Raw genomic sequence first — 15,603 nt, 5'->3', positions numbered from 1 at the left:
CGCCCCTCAGCGAAACATCGTGTAGCGCGCGACCAGCGCAACCGGGTAGCACGCCAACGCCAGGGCCTTGCTGGGGGCCATCGCGAGGGCTCCCTTCTGACGGGCGAGCATGCAGCCGACCAGGTAGAGCGCCGTTTCGCGGGCACGCGATCGCAGGGTCGTGGCGCGCTGCGCGCAGTAGCGCTTGTGCTTCCAGTAGCCGATGGGGCTCCTCTTCGCGTTCGCCGCGAAGTTCTGCGTCAACCCGTCGGGCAGGTAGTGGCAGATGGTCAAGATCGTGTTGTCCGCCAGCATGACGTAGCGCTCATCCAGCCGGTAGTACACGGAAGTCTCCGCAACGAACAGTTCCCCGGGGGCCACGTCGTAGGGGTAGTCGCGCAGCACCTGTGTGCGGTGGATGAGGGACGTGTCCCCGGAAAAACCCATCGTCTCGAACAGGTCCCAGTACTTGACGTCCTTGGCGCCCTCGGGCATCCAGGTAATCATAGGGGTTCGCTCGTCCGTGCCGCGCAGGGCCACGATTCCCGCGTAGCGCTCCTCCCCCTCGATCGTGCGCCACACGTCCAGCACGTGCTCCACCGCCGTGGGCACCAGGTGGTCATCGGAATCGACCACGAAGAACAGCGGGCTCTCACAGCGTGCCACCCCCGCGTTGATCGCGCGCGGTTTACCGCCGTTTTCCTGTTTCACGTAGTCGATCGCGATGCGCCCCTGGGCGATCCACTCGGCCACCAGGGCTTCGGTGTCGTCGCTGGAACCGTCGTCGATGATCATCCACTGGAAGTCCGTCGCCGTTTGAGCCAGTAGCGATTCGTACAGGGCAGGCAGGATGTACGCGCGATTGTATGTGGGGGTAAATACGCACAGTGTCGGGGCGGCGGGTGTCATCCGTCTTCCTTCCGGCGAACGGCCTACGTCTTCGATCTTCCGCCTCAGTCTAGTTCCCTCCCAGCACCGTCGCCAATGCCTAACCCACGCTCCACGTCGCCCCGTCGCGGCCGTCGGCGACGGTGATGCCGGCGGCGCTCAGGCGGTCGCGCAGTTCGTCGGCGCGCGCCCAATCTTTGGCCGCGCGAGCGTCCGCGCGCTCGGAGAGAACGGCTGCCACCAGGGCGTCCAGCGCCGCGTGCTCGGCCGCGCCCCCAGCCTCCGCGCCGATGCCCGCCTGTCCGCGCCACTGCTCGGAGGCGGGATCCAGGCCCAGCACGTCCAACATCGAACGGACCAGGATCTGCTGGCGAAAAACGCCCCGGGCGTCCGCGCAGGCCAGGGCGGCATTTCCCGCCTTGAGGTGCTCGTGCAGGACCGCGAGCGCCCCCGCGACGTTCAGGTCGTCGTCCATGGCGGCCACGAACGCGTCCGGCAGTTGGTCGGGGCCCAGCGCGATCTCCTCGGCACTTGCTTCGCCGGCGACCTCGATCGCGCGGGCGACGAAGGAAGAGAACTTCTCCCATGCGGCGCGGGCGTCGGGCAGCGTGTCGGGACCCCATTCGATGGCAGACCGGTGGTGCACGGTGGACAGCGCCCACCGCACGGCGGCGGCCGGGTGGTCCCGGGTGAGCGCGTCGATGGACAGGACGTTGCCCAGGGACTTGGACATCTTTTCGCCTTTGGCGGTCACCCACGCGTTGTGCACCCACAGGCGCGCGAACGCCCACCCGGCGCCGTGGGACTGTGCCTGTTCGTTCTCGTGGTGCGGGAAGCGCAGGTCGATGCCGCCGCCGTGGATGTCGAACTCGTCGCCCAGGTAGCGCCTGGACATGGCGGAGCACTCCAGGTGCCAGCCGGGGCGCCCGCGCCCCCAGGGGCTATCCCACGAGGCCGTGATCGGCTCCCCGGGTTTCGTCGCCTTCCAGAGCGCGAAGTCTCTGGGGTCGCGCTTGCCGGCCTCGACGGCCTCGTCGATCTGCGCGTCGTCCTCGGTGGTGCGCATGTCGGCCAGGCGCTGGCGGGTGAGGGAGCCGTAGTCGCTCTGGGAATGGACATCGAAGTAGACGTTGCCGCGCCCATCGCTGTAGGCGTGCCCGGCGTCAATCAGGCGCCGGACCAGGTCGATCTGGTCAAGGATGTGCCCGGTGGCGCGGGGCTCGTAGGTGGGGGCCTGCACGCCGAGGGTGTCGTAGGCGTTCGTGAATTCGCGTTCGAAGCGGTAGGCCCACGCCCACCAGTCCCATCCGGCCTGGGCGGACTTACCCAGGATCTTGTCGTCAATGTCGGTGACGTTACGGACGTATGTCACCCGGTATCCGCTGCGACGCAGCCAGCGGATCAGTGTGTCGAAAGAGACGGCGGCGCGCAGGTGGCCGACGTGCGGGGAGCCCTGCACGGTCGCGCCGCACAGGTAGATGCCGACCTGGCCGGGGGTGACCGGGTTCAGGGGCTGGAGGCGGGCGCTCTTGGAGTCGTACAGGTGCAACATGGTGCTCATCCTACCCGGCGGGCACCGGGCGGGGACGGTCGCGCCTCTTCCCGGGAGGATGTAACGAGGCGGGGGCTGGCCTTTCCGAACCGTCCGGTTCCGCGGTTTCGACGCCCCAGCCTGGTGGCAGGCGCGGGGTCAGGCGGGGCTGCCCGGGGATATGCGCTGGGCGATCAGCTCCTTGAGGGCGTCGGCCGAGTTCGCCAGCGCGGTGACGCGCTCGACCTGCCCCTCGATGCCCTCGAAGCGGGCGGGGACGGGCGGCAGGTGTCTGGTCGCCTCGAAGATGGTGTCGGCGAACTTGACGGGCAGCGCGGTTTCCATGACGACGAGGGGGCCGTCGATCTGGCCGCGCAGGGCGCGAGCCACGTGCATGCCGTCGGCGGTGTGCGGATCCAGCAGGTAGCCGCTCTCTTTCTCGGTGCGCGCGATCTCCGCCAGGCGGTCGGCGTGGGTGGAGGTTCCCGACACGAATCCGTAGGTGTCGCGCAGGGACGCAAACTCGGGTGTGTCGGACAGGTCGAAGAACCCATCGCGCCCCAGCGCCCGGTCAAAGAGGGCGCGCGTGGCGTCCCCGTCGCGCCCCAGCAGATCGAAGATAAAGCGCTCGAAGTTCGAGGCCTTGGAGATGTCCATGGAGGGGCTGGACGTGGCCAGCGTGTGTGCCCGGGAGCGGGGGCGATAGACGCCGGTGCGGAAAAATTCGTCCAACACGTCATTCTCGTTCGTGGCAACCACCAGGGCGCCCAGGGGGAGGCCCATCTGGCGGGCGATGTGGGCGGCGCAGACGTTTCCAAAGTTCCCCGTCGGAACAACGACGCTGACCCGGGAAGAGGCGTCGGCGCCTTCCTCGGTGACGCGCAGCCACGTGGCCACGTAGTAGCAGACCTGGGCGAGCAGGCGCGCCCAGTTGATGGAGTTGACGGCACCCACGTGCCAGGCGGCCTTGAAGTCGGCGTCCATGTTGATGGCCTTAACCAGGTCCTGACAGTCGTCGAAAACGCCGTCGACGGCGACGTTGACAATGTTGTCGTCGGGCAGGGAAAACATTTGGGCGCGCTGGAAGGCGGTCATGCGCCCGGCGGGGGTGAGCATGACGACGGAGAGGCCGGGGCGGGCGCGCAGCGCGTATTCCGCGGAGGAGCCGGTGTCCCCGGAGGTGGCGCCCACGACCGTGAGCCAGTCCCCGCATCGGGTTAGTTCGTATTCAAAGAGCTCACCCAGGAGCTGCATCGCCATGTCCTTGAATGCGGCGGTGGGGCCACCCGACAGGTGGGCCAGGTGCACTCCGGCGCCCTCCAGCGCGGTGACGGGCACGATCTGGGGGTCGCTGAAGGAGGGAGCGCTATAGGCGCGTGCCGCCATGGCGGCCAGGTCCTCGGCGGGGATGTCGTCGATGAAGAGCGCCAGGACGCGCGCCGCCATGGCCGCGTAGCCGTCTTCGCGTAAGGCGACACGCAGCCGCTCCAGGTCGGGTGCTTCGAGCGTCGGGTATTCCTCGGGCAGGTAGAGTCCGCCGTCGGGGGCTAACCCCTCCAGGAGGATGTCGCTGAAGGAGGAAGTGGGCGCGTCGGAGCCGCGTCGGGTCGAAATGTAACGCACGGTCCGATCCTATCGGGCGACGGGCCCACCGGGGCGATGGCACCCAGGGACAGTCCCACCTATCGACGAGGCCGGGGCGTGGGTATTCCTTTTGTGCTGGGAACTGGGCATACTGGGGGCATGAGTTCCCTCCACGACGAGACAATCCCCGCGGGTGCGGGACACTCCGCCCCCGCCGTCCGACCGCGCAGGAGAAGGCGGGCAGCGATTGTTGTCGCCGTGTGCGCGACACTGGTCGCCGCGCTGGCCGTAGCCGTCCACGTCATGGGGAAGCAGCGGGAGCGCCGGCTCCTCGACATGGAGCCCCAGTCGGGGCCCGCGCCCCTCGCTACGCAGGTCGGCTACTCGGGGGAGGCGAGGGCGACGGGCGCCCCGTCACCCGCGTGGGCTCGCGGAGTCGCCACCGCCTGGCGAATCGACGAGAAGCTGGACGGGACGTTCCCCGAGTACGGTGCCCGCCTGGCGGTCGAGGGCAGCCGCATGTACGTTGTCACGCTCTCCTCGGTGCGCGCATACGACATCTCCGGCTCGAAGCCCGCGCTGCTGTGGAACTCCCCCCTCACGAACGAAGAGCCAGCGCCAAAGCCGATCGTGTGGGGCGACCGCCTGGCGGTCGGCAGGACTATTCTCGCGGCGGACTCCGGACAGGCGGACTCCTCCCTGCCGTCCGCCATCGAGGGCACCGCCGTCGGAGTCGTCGACTCGGTTCTGGTGGTTTGCGGGGAACTCAGCAAGCAGTGCTGGGGAGTGGACGCCTCCCTCGACAGACTGTGGACGGCCGAGGGCCCGGGGTGGAGGTGCCCCGGAGTCTTCCAGACGACGAGCGCGGGCGGCCGCACCTGGATCCACTTCGGCTTCGCCGAATACAAGGATTTCCACACAGTCGTCGAAGCCCGCACCGGAGCCACGGCGGAACTCGGGTTCGGGGCGGGCACTCCCTCGCTGATCCGCCCCGCGGCCAACGGTTGGCTCGTGGAGGGCGACAACCGCGGAGCGTTCATGACCGCCGAGGCGGACGGCACCGTGCGGCAGACCTTCACCCTGGCGAAGGGCGACCCCGCAGCGGGCGGCCAGCCCGTCGTCCCCGGCGGCCAGCCGACTGTGGAGCAGTGGGAGCGCTACTACGGCAGCGCCGATGCTTCGTGGGCGCTCGGGGTCCTCGGCGCGACAGGCGAGGAGTGCCGCACGCTGACCTTCGGGGATTCCTCCGTGGACTTAATCTCCGACCGGGTCCGCAGCGCCTACGGGCGCTTCCAAGGACACGAGGAGGATCCGTGCTGGGTCAAGACCCCCTTCTCGGCCTCGCCGGACGCCTCTGTCCTGTTCTACCCGGAGACTCGCACACAGACCCCGGGCGGTTTGCCCGAGGAGGTCAGGCGCTTCTACTTCGTCGCCGTGAAGGAGGGGTACCTGGTGCGCCTCGATCCCTCCCAGGACGTGTACGCGGGGGTGTTGGCGTACGACGACCTGTACGTGGGCGTGACGCCCCGGGGGATCGTCGCCATCACACCCAAGGGCGCGTGAGTCGCAGCCGCGACGGACAGGGCACGCGCCATTCACTCCGACGCCCAGGTGACGCTACCCTGGTGGCATGACTGATCTGCCCTTTCGCATCGGCCAGGCACTTGACGTGCACGCCTTTGCTGCGCCCGACTCACCCCGACCCCTCATGGTCGCGTGCCTGGAGTGGCCCGGCGAACGGCCCCTTGAGGGCCACTCGGACGCGGACGTGGCCGCGCACGCCCTGTGCGACGCGATGCTGCTGGCCACGGGCCTGGGCGAACTGGGGAGCGTGTTCGGCGTGGACCGGCCCGAATGGGCGGGCGCGTCGGGGCGCGCGCTCCTGGGGGAGGTGCGCCGCATGACGGCCGAGGCCGGGTGGGTGCTGGGCAACGCCACCGTGCAGGTCGTGGGCAACCGGCCTCGCATGGCGGCCCGCCTGAGTGAGGCGTGCCGGGTCATGAGCGAGACCGCCGGGGGCACCGTCACCGTGTCGGCAACCACGTCGGATCGCCTGGGGTTCACGGGGCGAGGCGAGGGGGTCGCCGCGCTGGCCTGCGCGCTCATGGTACGGGCGGGCTAGGGAGCGCAGGCCTCGCACCCGAGTGGACGCGCACGATCGCCGGGTTGATGCGCACAAGCACCGTCGACGCGCCCCGCCGCGAGCGCACGCTTGGCATACTGGGGGCATGGAGTCTTCTTCCGGTAGTGTCACCGCTTCCGCGTCCGTGAGTGGCCACCGCGTGGCGCATCGACAAGCGGCTGGGCTGGTCCTTCCCCGAGTACGACGCCGACATGGAGGTCGATGGCGATCGACTGTACGTCGCGTTGAAGGCGCCGATTCGTCGTGACGTTTCCGGGCCTCGGGGCGATGGCTCCTGGGACCGCCACACCGGTATTTTCTCGGCAGCTCATTCCTGCCCCGCGCCTCGTTGAGCTGAGGCACTAGTTGACTGGCTTGCTAATTTGCTCGCTTCCATTGCCGTTGTCATCGATTATCAGAACATACACCTGACCGGGCACGATCACTTCGCGCCTCAAGGCACTCCAAAACACGAGTCGCTCATCCACCCTCTGCTCTTTGCTGAAGAGGTTGTCAAAAGGCGAGAAGAAACCCTAGCCCCACTACGCATCGCGGGTATGTCAAACCTACCCCCGAACGGAGAGTTGTCACAGGTCATCGTGTTCCGTGGATGCCCATCGAATGGAGGACAGCGCTCGGCGCTCCTGCTTTCGTTCGCTCGAGAGATCGTCGTCCCTACGCATAGATTCCTTTACTCCATGTGGTCCAGGGTGGCGCGGTGGGCCTTCACGGGGATCGTCAGGACCAGTCCTGCGGCGAGAATCAGCATGATGCCGAGAATGCCCCAGTAGGTGTAGTCCTGCCCGGTGGGGGTGAGGACCTCGCCGATGGCGAGGAACAGGCTGTACATGGCGGGCGCCATGAAGGACACGGCGCGACCGGTCGTGGCGTAGAGGCCAAAGACCTCGCCCTCGCGGCCACGGGGGATGATGCGCGACAGGAACGAGCGCGATGCTGACTGTGTGGGACCCACGAACACGCAGAGCACCAGGCCCAAGGACCAGAACACGACGGCCCCGCGTGAGTGCAGCAGGAAAACGCCGAATCCGGCGGCGACCATGGCGGACAGCGACAGGATGATGACCTTCTTCGGGCCGATCTTATCGTCGATCCACCCGAATGCGACGGTCGCCAGGCCGGCGACGATGTTCGAGGCAATCGCGAACAGCATGACGTCGCTGGCGCTAAAGCCGAAGGCAGTTTTTGCCAGGACCGCACCGAAGGTGAACACGCCGGCCAGGCCGTCGCGGAACACGGCGGAGGCGACAAGGAAGAAGAGGGTGTGCGGGGCCTCGCGCTTGAGCGTGCACACGGTGCGCCACAGCAGCTTATAGGAGTCAAAGATGGTCTCGTGATCCGGTCCGGTCTGCGGGTTTTTCGGCAGGGGCGGGCGCAGTATGACAGGCAGGGCGAAGCCGCCGAGCCACAGGGCGGCGATCACCATCGCGATGCGGATGTTCAGGTGACCTTCGGTGGGCACCTTCAGCAGGTTAATCCCGATCAGCCCGACGTAGAGGATGAGCAGCAAGGCGATGCCGCCGATGTATCCGGCGGCCCAGCCGAAACCGGAGATCTTGCCTCGGTCTTCCTTCTCCCCGAGGTGGTTGAGCATCGCGTTGTAGTTGACGGACGCAAACTCGAAGAACACGTTGCCCAGCCCGAGTAGCGCGATTCCGAGCATGAGCGCGCCGTTGGCCCCCAGGACCGAGTCGGGGTGCACGAAGTACATGGCGAGCATGCAGATGACGACCGCGCCCGTGAACCATCCGAGCCAGACCCCGCCCCGGCCTCGTCGGTCGGCGCGCTGGCCCGTGATGGGGGCGAGCAGGGCGATAAAGAGACCGGCGATCGTCATGCCGTTACTGAGCCAGGCGGAGGCCGTCCCCGAATCGGTGAACACGCCGTCGCTGGTCAGGTAGGTCGTGAACACGAAGGTCGTGGCAACCGCGTTGAAGGCGGCGCTGCCCCAATCCCAGGCCGCCCAATCGACGACTTTGCGCGTGATCACGCGGCGGGTGGTGGTGGGCGTTGTGCTCATGAGGTCTGGGCTCCTTCGACGGGGCGTACTCGGCGGCGCGCGTTGCGTCCAGGGTGAAACTACCACGTTTCTCGCCCCGTGCCCGGCCCACGCCGATTCAATGAACCGGGTCGGGGCCTTCGGCGGGACGTGGCGAGGTGCCATATGCTTGAAGCATGGCTGAGATGTCCATCAATACGCACCCGAATGTCGCACCCCCTTACATCTACGTTCCAGTGTGGCTAGATGATGAAGGGATGGTGCAGGTATCGATTGCTGAAGGTTCAAATCACGAGAAGATACTTCTCGCGTACACCGCCCTCGACAGACTCCTTGACGCTCTCGGAGACCAGCAGCCTTGGGCTGCGATCCAGACCGCCCAGCTTTCTGCGGTCAAAGAGGAAACTGGGTACACCCACCTCGTTGTCGATCACTTCGTCAGTGAATTAGTGAGAAAGATGAGTGCCGATGAGCGCCGATCTTAAAGTCAGTACGGACGACTACCTCAAGGACCTCAAGCAATCATACGAGTTCGCAGCAGCCGGTCTTGAGAGCCTTGCACCGAGAATGCCTACCGAGATCGATGGAGGGATCGCAACACTTATCATTACCGATATGTTCGGGGCCTTGTCCGCAGATGCGAGCACTCTTACTCTCATGCTTCGTGACACTCGGGACAACATTTCTGAGCTCATTTCCGCATTCGAGCAAAACGAGGCGGAAGCGGCAACGGCGTTTGCAGCAATCGCGGAACAGGCACAGTCATGACCGATACAGAAGCAATCGACACACGCATCTACGGCGATCCAGAGAATATCCGTGCCGTAGCGGCACAGATATACGAGGTCTACGAGTACATTGAGGGCCTCTCAGGCCAATTCAGAGACAAACTACGTGTCAACACTTACTCATGGTCGGGTGAAGCGGCATCGCGGTACGATGACGCGACCGTAAACATGGGAGCCAGGGTCAGCGAATTCGAACAGAGATTCTACTCAGCCTACGAGGTGTTGCGCGCCTACGCTCAGCAGCTCGATTACCACTACCGAGACATGGAGACAATTCGCGAAAAAGCTAAGATCGCTGGTCTCAATATTGTCAATAAGTATGACATATTGCCTCCCGCCCCAATTCCGGAACCAACGGTCGAGAAATGCTACGCCGAGCCTTCTGCTAACGAACAGCCTTCGATTGGCGTTCCGATGGGCAGCGCGGACGGCAAGTTCTCACTTCAGCACCAGCATGAAGTCTTCAACAAGCTGGTCTCACGGGTTCAGGATGTACGAGACGACCTCGAACAGTGGGTGGTCACCAATTTGCGAGCAGTGCAAGAGGAATGCGCGGTTCTGGTATTCGCCCGCGAGGTAACCAAGGGCGCACTGGAGTATCTTCATGACCCATGGCAGCAACTCCCTGACGTAGCAACTACCTCATGGAATGTACTCACAGACGCGTATGCTTCGCGCATTGAGGCACTTGCATTGTCCGCCCGCACAGAACAGACCTCGGGTTCCAAGCAATTGTCAGCGGCAATTACTGAGGCATCGCTGAGCAGCCTTGCATCCGCGAACGATGAAACCCTCGGCAAGATGCGCGGAATCGGACGGTCACTATCCAGAGCGGGAACGGCTTTCGGAGCAGCAACACTCGGATACGAGGTTATCAAGTCGGATAAGCCAGTCCAGAAGGCCGTGACCGGTTCAGCAGGCCTGGTTGTCGGCGCAGCCGTTGGAGGATTCGTTGGCAATGCGGTTACCGGGGCATTAGCCGGCACAGCACTTGTCCCTGGGCTGGGGACAGCAGCGGGAGGCGCAGCAGGCGCTGGAGCTGGGCTTGCGGCTTCGCTAGCAACAGAGCACGGGTTGAATGCAATCTACGAGGAAGTCCCCCTCGAATACCGAGAACGCGCCGAAGCGGTTGTCGCACACCTGCCCTACTACATGTTTGGAGCAGCGTGGTGAGCACCGTCGATCTGGTCAGCACATCCGAAGCGGACGAGCAGCAGCAGAAAACTGGCCGCTTTGTCGCTGTCCTCACCCTGCTCATGGCATTGTGCGTGCTGTTCGTCTGGATAGCCTGGAACGCGCCAAGTGGCCTCACGATACTCCTGTCGTTCAACCTAACGCTCGGCACCCTCCTGATCATCTTTCTGGCAATAGAACGGGTCGTGCGCCAACACAGGATTCCGACCCTCCGCATCGAGCGGGGCGGGGTGACGATGTACCCCCACCTCACCGCCATGTGGCTGGCGTGCTCATACCTCATCGTCGTCACAGCCTGGGGACCAGCCGCCATCATCTTCTACCTGCTTCAGCCGAGCAACGTGAGCGGCATCATCCTCGGTATCTCCTTCTCGTTCCTCGGCTACGTGCTGCTCAAGGGGACGCCCCATCGCCCTTCGAACATTCACCGCTCCCCCATCATCGCGCTCACGCCCGCCTGCCTCGTAATCCACCCACTCCTGAACCAGAGCCCAACCCGGATCCCGTGGGATAAGCAGCCGCACATTGCAGGTATCGAACAGCTGAATATAAACCGCAGTACCTACAACCTGCTGCACGTGTCCACCCGCGACGCCGAAGACACGCTGCGCCTCGACACGACGGGGATTCCCCTACGGTTTTGGCAGATCAGCCGCGTCATCAATCACTTCAACGCCCACCCGGAGGATCGGGCCACGCTCGGGACCCCAGACGGCGCGGACCTCGTGATCGAAATCCTCACCACGGGAGGCACAGTTTGATCGCCCTGAGATTCGCCAGGCGACCGCTCGACCCCCGCCAGGCGGACCTCATCAGGTGCCGTGCGTGGCGTGTACCGACCCTCCTCTATGCCCTCGGCACCGCGGCCACGCTCCCCATGCTTTACCTCGCGGCGCGGGGTTACCCCGCGCGATCGCTTACCCACGGCCTCGTCATCGCGATCATCCTCCTCGTCGTGTTCATCCCCGCCGCCATCGCCTACGCCCGATCCCCCAGGCGCGAACCCGAGATCGCCTTCGCGACGTACGAGGATGAGCGCGTGGTCACGGAGGTCGAACTGATCGCCGACACCACGTTCGTCCGCCGCAGGTCGGCTGCCATTGCCTGGGGAATCTGCGGCGTTCTCGTCTCTCTCTTACCGCTCGCTTTCTCCGCCAGCCCCAGGCAGGGGTTTGCACTTACCGTCGGCCTCATCTTCGGAATCGGTGCCCTGCTCGTAAAGGGGCCGAGCGTTCTGTTCCCTCGACCGACCGATTTCAAGCTCCAGAGGGTCGTTCTTCGCCCGACCGGGATTATCGTCACAAACCCTGCACACTCTCCGTCATTATTTATGAGCGACTGGGAGGCTTCACCCCGAATGGGGACGACCCTAAAAGGAGTCACCAATGTTCACTGGGCGGCGGACGGCGAGGAGGGGAACTCTCGCCTGTCTCTGACGGATCCGGGGCTGTCGTTCACGGCACTGGAGCGCATCATGCGGTATTTCGTGGCCAACCCGGACCAGCGCGATGTGCTCGGCTCCAAGGCCGGCGTCAAGGTCGTGAAAGCACTCATGCAGGCCGCGCGCCCGCCCCGGTTCTAAGCGCGCGGCTCGTCGCGTACGAACAGTCGCGCCAGCGTCAGATCCAGCGGGCGGGTCACCTTGAGCGAGCGCTCATCGCCCACGACGATGTGCACGCACCCGCCGATGGCCTCGACCAGGCCAGCGTCGTCCGTGACAGAGGTGGCCTCGTCCCCGGCGAGGGCGGCACCCACCCGGTGCGCGCCCACCAGGATGTCCCAGCAAAAGCCCTGCGGCGTCTGCACGGCCACCATGTCGCGGCGCGGCGGCGTTCCGGTGACGACCCCGGAGGTGTCCACTGTCTTTAGCGTGTCGGTCACGGGCACGACGGGGATGACGGCCTGGGCACCGCCGCGCACCGCGCCGATGACGCGCTGGGTCACCTGCGGGGGCGTCAGCGGGCGTGCGGCGTCGTGCACCAGGACGACCGAGGAGGACTCTCGATCCCCCAGCGCGGCCAGGCCCAGGGCGACGGATTCCTGGCGGGAACGGTCAGATCCCGCGACGACGCTCAGGTTCTCAATGTCGGCCAGCGCCTCGCGAAAGTCCTCCAGAGACGGCTCCGGGGCGGTCACGACGATATCGCCCACTCCCCCGGCGCGCAGGCCGCGGGCCGCCCACCAGACGAGGGGGCGACCCGAGATCTCGACGAGGGCCTTGGGGCACTCGCACCCGAGGCGAGAACCGGAACCCGCGGCCGTGAGGACCGCGCACGCGCCACTACGCGAGAGCATCTTCCTCGATCTCGATGCGCCCCTCAGCCAGAACGGAGTCGAGGCGTTCCGCGGCGACGGACTTCTCGATGTTGCGGGCGAGCGCCAGCTCGGAGGTGAGGATTCCGCGAGCCTTCGTCAGCATGCGCTTCTCACCGGTGGACAGCTTCTTCAGGTCGTCACGGCGGGTCAGATCGCGCACGACCTCCGCGACCTTAACGATGTCGCCGGTGGCGATCTTCTCCTGGTTTGCCTTGAAACGACGCGACCAGTTGGTGGGTTCCTCAACGTAGGGGGCGCGCAGGACGGACAGGACCTCCTCCAGGCCGTCCTCGTCAACAATGTCGCGCACGCCGACCATATCGACGTTCTCAGCGGGAACCTGAATCTCGAGGTCGCCCTGGTTGACACGCAGCTTCAGGTACGTGCGCTCTTCACCGCGAATGGTGCGCGTCATGACCTCTTCGATCGTGGCAGCGCCGTGGTGCGGATAGACGACCGTCTGACCGATTTCGAACGACATGGAAGCACTCCTGGACCTTGCGTGGACAGCACACCCATTCTACCAGCTGACAGTCGAATAGCACCCATACAGTGTGAAACCTCAACAGTACACGCATACAAGGAACGACACAAACGAACCTCAAGCAGGACCGCAACCCACCCCACAATGTGGCACCAGTCATAACCAAGCGCGCAGCCTGGGGCGCGCACCACAGGCGCGCTCACCCGCCGGACGTGCGCGGCATTCCCTGCGGTACCAGTTCGACAGCGAAGCCCCGGCCTCGTCGATTTAACGAGGCCGGGGCTTGCGCATTGGTCACTTGCCCTGGTTGGCCACCGCGGCGATCTTCGCCTCGGCCTCGGGATCCAGGTAGGTGCCGCCCTTCTTGATGGGCTTAAGGGTCTCTTCGTCGAGCTCGTACACCAGCGGAATGCCGGTGGGGATGTTGACGCCGGCGATATCCTCGTCGGAGATCTCATCCAGGTGCTTAACGATGGCGCGCAGGGAGTTGCCGTGCGCGGCGATCATGACGGTCTTGCCAGTCTTGATGGCGGGAACGATGGTCCCATCCCAGTAGGGGAGCAGGCGCGCGATGACGTCCTTGAGGCATTCGCTCATGGGGACAGGCTCGCCGGCGTAACGAGGATCGGTATCCTGGGAGAACTCGGAGCCGGCCTCGATGGCGGGCGGGGCCACATCGAAGGAGCGGCGCCACAGCATGAACTGATCCTCGCCGTACTCGTCGCGGATCTCCTTCTTATTCTTCCCCTGGAGGGCGCCGTAGTGACGCTCGTTGAGGCGCCAGTTGCGCTCGACGGGAATCCAGTGGCGATCGGCGGCATCAAGGGCCAGGTTCGCGGTCATGATGGCGCGACGCAGCATCGACGTGAACAGGAGGTCAGGGGTGACACCTGCTTCCTTGAGGAGCTCGCCACCGTGGGTAGCCTCCGCGCGTCCCTTGTCCGACAGCGGAACATCCACCCAACCGGTGAAGAGGTTCTTTGCATTCCATTCGCTCTCGCCGTGGCGGAGCAGCACCAGTTTGTAGCTCATGTCTCCATTGTCCCACAGTCGAGCCACGGCTCCCACACCCCGTGTCGTTGATCACGCCACAGCCTCAGCGGCGGCACACGCGGCTGAACGAGCCTCCATCAAAACGGCCATGACCGCCAACCGGGTGAACGCCCCCCGAGACAACCCTGATTAGTCCCTGAGTCCACCCTCCGTTCCACCCTGAGAACGGCATTATCTCGCGATAATATATAATTTACAGGTAATCACCTGCCCTCCTTGTTTTCCCGTACGGTTGGGGGCATGAACATCACACGACACACCCTGACGGCCTCGGTCATTATCGCTGCTGCGGCTCTCACCCTGGGGGCCTGCGGCTCCTCCAAGCCCCGGACACCCTCGGCCTCCCCGACGGACGACGCGACCACGCCGACTCCCACCCAATCGGCCACGGCCTCGTCCGCTGATGCGGTGCCCGGGTACCGCCCGGGCGAGATCCCCCCGATCCCCCTGTTCGCTGTCCCCTCAATCGACGTGTTCGCCTCCAACGCGGACAAGGCCGTCGTCCAGACCGCTTCTTCCTCCCTCCAGTCGGTGCCCGGCGTGAAGGTCTCCCCCGCCAAATGCGACGGCAGCGGCCTGATCTCGGGGACCACGATTCTAGGTGGCGACGGCTCGGCGGTGTCATCGTCGAAAGGCGGATCCGTCGTCAACGACGGCATGGGAGCCGGCGTCATCAACGAGGGCCCCATCTCGATCGTCTACGGAGGCAACGGTGCCGGCATCTACACGAACAACGAGACGAAGGTGTCCATGAACGTGGACGTCGACGGTTCCGGCACCTATTCTACGCCGACGGAGAGTTACGTCATTAACGGACACGGGGGCGGCAATTACTCCAATTCCCAGACGGATGAGTCGATCATTAATCACGGCGACGGGCGTGGCAACTATTCGAGAAAGGAGGTCTCGATCATTAATCACGGCGACGGGACGGGCAGCTACAACGATCCAAAGCTGTCGATCATCAACCACGGCGACGGCACCGCCACGGTCAACGGCGTCACGGTCACGGATGCACCCAAGGTCGAGAAGGTTCCCCAGCTGGGTAAGTTCCCCCCGATCGATTCTTTGAAGCCGGTGGAGTCCTGCGGGACGCTTATCACCCTGGAAGACGGCGTGCTCTTCGACTTCGGCAAATCCGACATCCGCCCCGACGCCGCACAAACCCTCAAGAAACTCGCCGGCGTCCTCACCGACGCCAAGGTCCCCACAGCCCACGTATACGGACACACCGACTCCGTCTCCGACGAAGCCTTCAACCAAAAACTCTCCGAAGACCGAGCCAACGCCGTCTCCACCCAACTCAAGAAAGACGGAGTAACCGCAACCCTGGACGCCACCGGCTACGGCGAAACCAAACCCATCGCCCCCAACGAAAACCCCGACGGATCCGACAACCCCTCCGGCCGTGCACTCAACCGCCGCGTCGAAATCTTCATCCCCGCCTTCTAACCCCCGCGCCTTCGCCGAGGAGACCACCGCGGGATCCAACAACGCGGCCGCACGATGAGAAAAACGCTCGCAAAGCAACTCCGGAGCCAATGACTCCGCCGCGATGACATTCCATTTCCGCAGGGGACGGCGCGCAGATCGCGCGCCGTCCCCTGCGGAAATACAGCGATTGGGGCGCGCATTTCCTTGCGCGCC

At 65.0% G+C, this 15,603-nt stretch carries 16 protein-coding genes; 9 read left to right on the top strand and 7 right to left on the bottom strand.

Annotated features, from left to right (window positions below; all coding sequences use genetic code 11):
• Window positions 1–6 precede the first annotated feature (6 nt).
• From BLT68_RS04560 to thrC, 3 genes are all read right to left on the bottom strand, one after another.
• Complete coding sequence (locus BLT68_RS04560) at window positions 7–888, bottom strand: glycosyltransferase family 2 protein (protein ID WP_074633063.1); 882 nt, start codon at window positions 886–888, stop codon at window positions 7–9.
• 79 nt (window positions 889–967) lie between these two features.
• Window positions 968–2,419, bottom strand: coding sequence for a cysteine--tRNA ligase (gene cysS / locus BLT68_RS04555; protein WP_074633061.1), 1,452 nt, complete (start codon window positions 2,417–2,419; stop codon window positions 968–970).
• Window positions 2,420–2,557: 138 nt separating this feature from the next.
• Complete coding sequence (gene thrC, locus BLT68_RS04550; RefSeq protein ID WP_074633060.1) at window positions 2,558–4,021, bottom strand: threonine synthase; 1,464 nt, start codon at window positions 4,019–4,021, stop codon at window positions 2,558–2,560.
• A gap of 120 nt (window positions 4,022–4,141) precedes the next feature.
• On the opposite strand from thrC, the gene BLT68_RS04545 reads away from it, so the two are divergent.
• The 3 genes from BLT68_RS04545 to BLT68_RS04535 all read left to right on the top strand — a co-directional run bounded on the left by BLT68_RS04545 (window position 4,142) and on the right by BLT68_RS04535 (window position 6,457).
• Window positions 4,142–5,545 carry a hypothetical protein gene (locus BLT68_RS04545; RefSeq protein WP_131800075.1) on the top strand — a complete coding sequence of 468 codons (1,404 nt, stop codon included), beginning with the start codon at window positions 4,142–4,144 and terminating at the stop codon, window positions 5,543–5,545.
• Between the two features lie 67 nt (window positions 5,546–5,612).
• Entirely contained in the window at window positions 5,613–6,104 is a 492-nt protein-coding gene (gene ispF / locus BLT68_RS04540; protein WP_074633056.1) for a 2-C-methyl-D-erythritol 2,4-cyclodiphosphate synthase, read from the top strand.
• Between the two features lie 149 nt (window positions 6,105–6,253).
• Window positions 6,254–6,457 carry a hypothetical protein gene (locus BLT68_RS04535; RefSeq protein WP_050695336.1) on the top strand — a complete coding sequence of 68 codons (204 nt, stop codon included), beginning with the start codon at window positions 6,254–6,256 and terminating at the stop codon, window positions 6,455–6,457.
• 338 nt (window positions 6,458–6,795) lie between these two features.
• Here the strand turns inward: BLT68_RS04535 and BLT68_RS04530 are convergent, their stop codons facing one another.
• Window positions 6,796–8,208 carry an MFS transporter gene (locus BLT68_RS04530; protein ID WP_341349666.1) on the bottom strand — a complete coding sequence of 471 codons (1,413 nt, stop codon included), beginning with the start codon at window positions 8,206–8,208 and terminating at the stop codon, window positions 6,796–6,798.
• Between the two features lie 89 nt (window positions 8,209–8,297).
• Between BLT68_RS04530 and BLT68_RS04525 the strand changes: the two genes are divergently transcribed.
• The 5 genes from BLT68_RS04525 to BLT68_RS04510 all read left to right on the top strand — a co-directional run bounded on the left by BLT68_RS04525 (window position 8,298) and on the right by BLT68_RS04510 (window position 11,685).
• Window positions 8,298–8,606 (top strand): SAV_915 family protein, encoded by a 309-nt coding sequence (locus BLT68_RS04525; RefSeq protein WP_050695338.1) that lies wholly within the window; start codon window positions 8,298–8,300, stop codon window positions 8,604–8,606.
• Complete coding sequence (locus tag BLT68_RS04520) at window positions 8,590–8,889, top strand: hypothetical protein (RefSeq protein ID WP_050695339.1); 300 nt, start codon at window positions 8,590–8,592, stop codon at window positions 8,887–8,889. Before BLT68_RS04525 ends, BLT68_RS04520 begins: the two co-directional genes overlap by 17 nt.
• Window positions 8,886–10,082: a glycine zipper 2TM domain-containing protein gene (locus tag BLT68_RS09090; protein WP_131800074.1), complete on the top strand. Its 1,197-nt coding sequence runs from the start codon at window positions 8,886–8,888 to the stop codon at window positions 10,080–10,082. The genes BLT68_RS04520 and BLT68_RS09090 overlap by 4 nt, the downstream gene beginning before the upstream one ends.
• A complete protein-coding gene (locus BLT68_RS04515) occupies window positions 10,079–10,864 on the top strand; it encodes a hypothetical protein (protein ID WP_131800073.1) in 786 nt (261 codons plus the stop codon). The genes BLT68_RS09090 and BLT68_RS04515 overlap by 4 nt, the downstream gene beginning before the upstream one ends.
• Window positions 10,865–10,980: 116 nt before the next feature.
• Window positions 10,981–11,685, top strand: coding sequence for a hypothetical protein (locus tag BLT68_RS04510; protein ID WP_131800072.1), 705 nt, complete (start codon window positions 10,981–10,983; stop codon window positions 11,683–11,685).
• Here the strand turns inward: BLT68_RS04510 and ispD are convergent.
• From ispD to BLT68_RS04495, 3 genes are all read right to left on the bottom strand, one after another.
• The gene (ispD, locus tag BLT68_RS04505; protein ID WP_074633050.1) at window positions 11,682–12,398 is read right to left on the bottom strand and encodes a 2-C-methyl-D-erythritol 4-phosphate cytidylyltransferase; all 717 of its coding nucleotides are present in this window, start codon (window positions 12,396–12,398) and stop codon (window positions 11,682–11,684) included. The two genes, BLT68_RS04510 and ispD, sit on opposite strands and share 4 nt — an antisense overlap.
• Window positions 12,385–12,900, bottom strand: coding sequence for a CarD family transcriptional regulator (locus tag BLT68_RS04500; protein WP_074633048.1), 516 nt, complete (start codon window positions 12,898–12,900; stop codon window positions 12,385–12,387). Before BLT68_RS04500 ends, ispD begins: the two co-directional genes overlap by 14 nt.
• 297 nt (window positions 12,901–13,197) lie before the next feature.
• Window positions 13,198–13,935, bottom strand: coding sequence for a phosphoglyceromutase (locus BLT68_RS04495; protein ID WP_074633046.1), 738 nt, complete (start codon window positions 13,933–13,935; stop codon window positions 13,198–13,200).
• A gap of 261 nt (window positions 13,936–14,196) precedes the next feature.
• On the opposite strand from BLT68_RS04495, the gene BLT68_RS04490 reads away from it, so the two are divergent.
• Window positions 14,197–15,408 carry an OmpA family protein gene (locus BLT68_RS04490; protein WP_074633045.1) on the top strand — a complete coding sequence of 404 codons (1,212 nt, stop codon included), beginning with the start codon at window positions 14,197–14,199 and terminating at the stop codon, window positions 15,406–15,408.
• Window positions 15,409–15,603: the final 195 nt, after the last annotated feature.

The organism is Schaalia meyeri (assembly GCF_900105015.1).
GTDB classification, from domain to species: Bacteria; Actinomycetota; Actinomycetes; order Actinomycetales; family Actinomycetaceae; genus Pauljensenia; species Pauljensenia meyeri.
The sequence above is the reverse complement of the archived record's forward strand: the minus strand, read 5'-3'. Positions and strand labels throughout refer to the sequence as shown.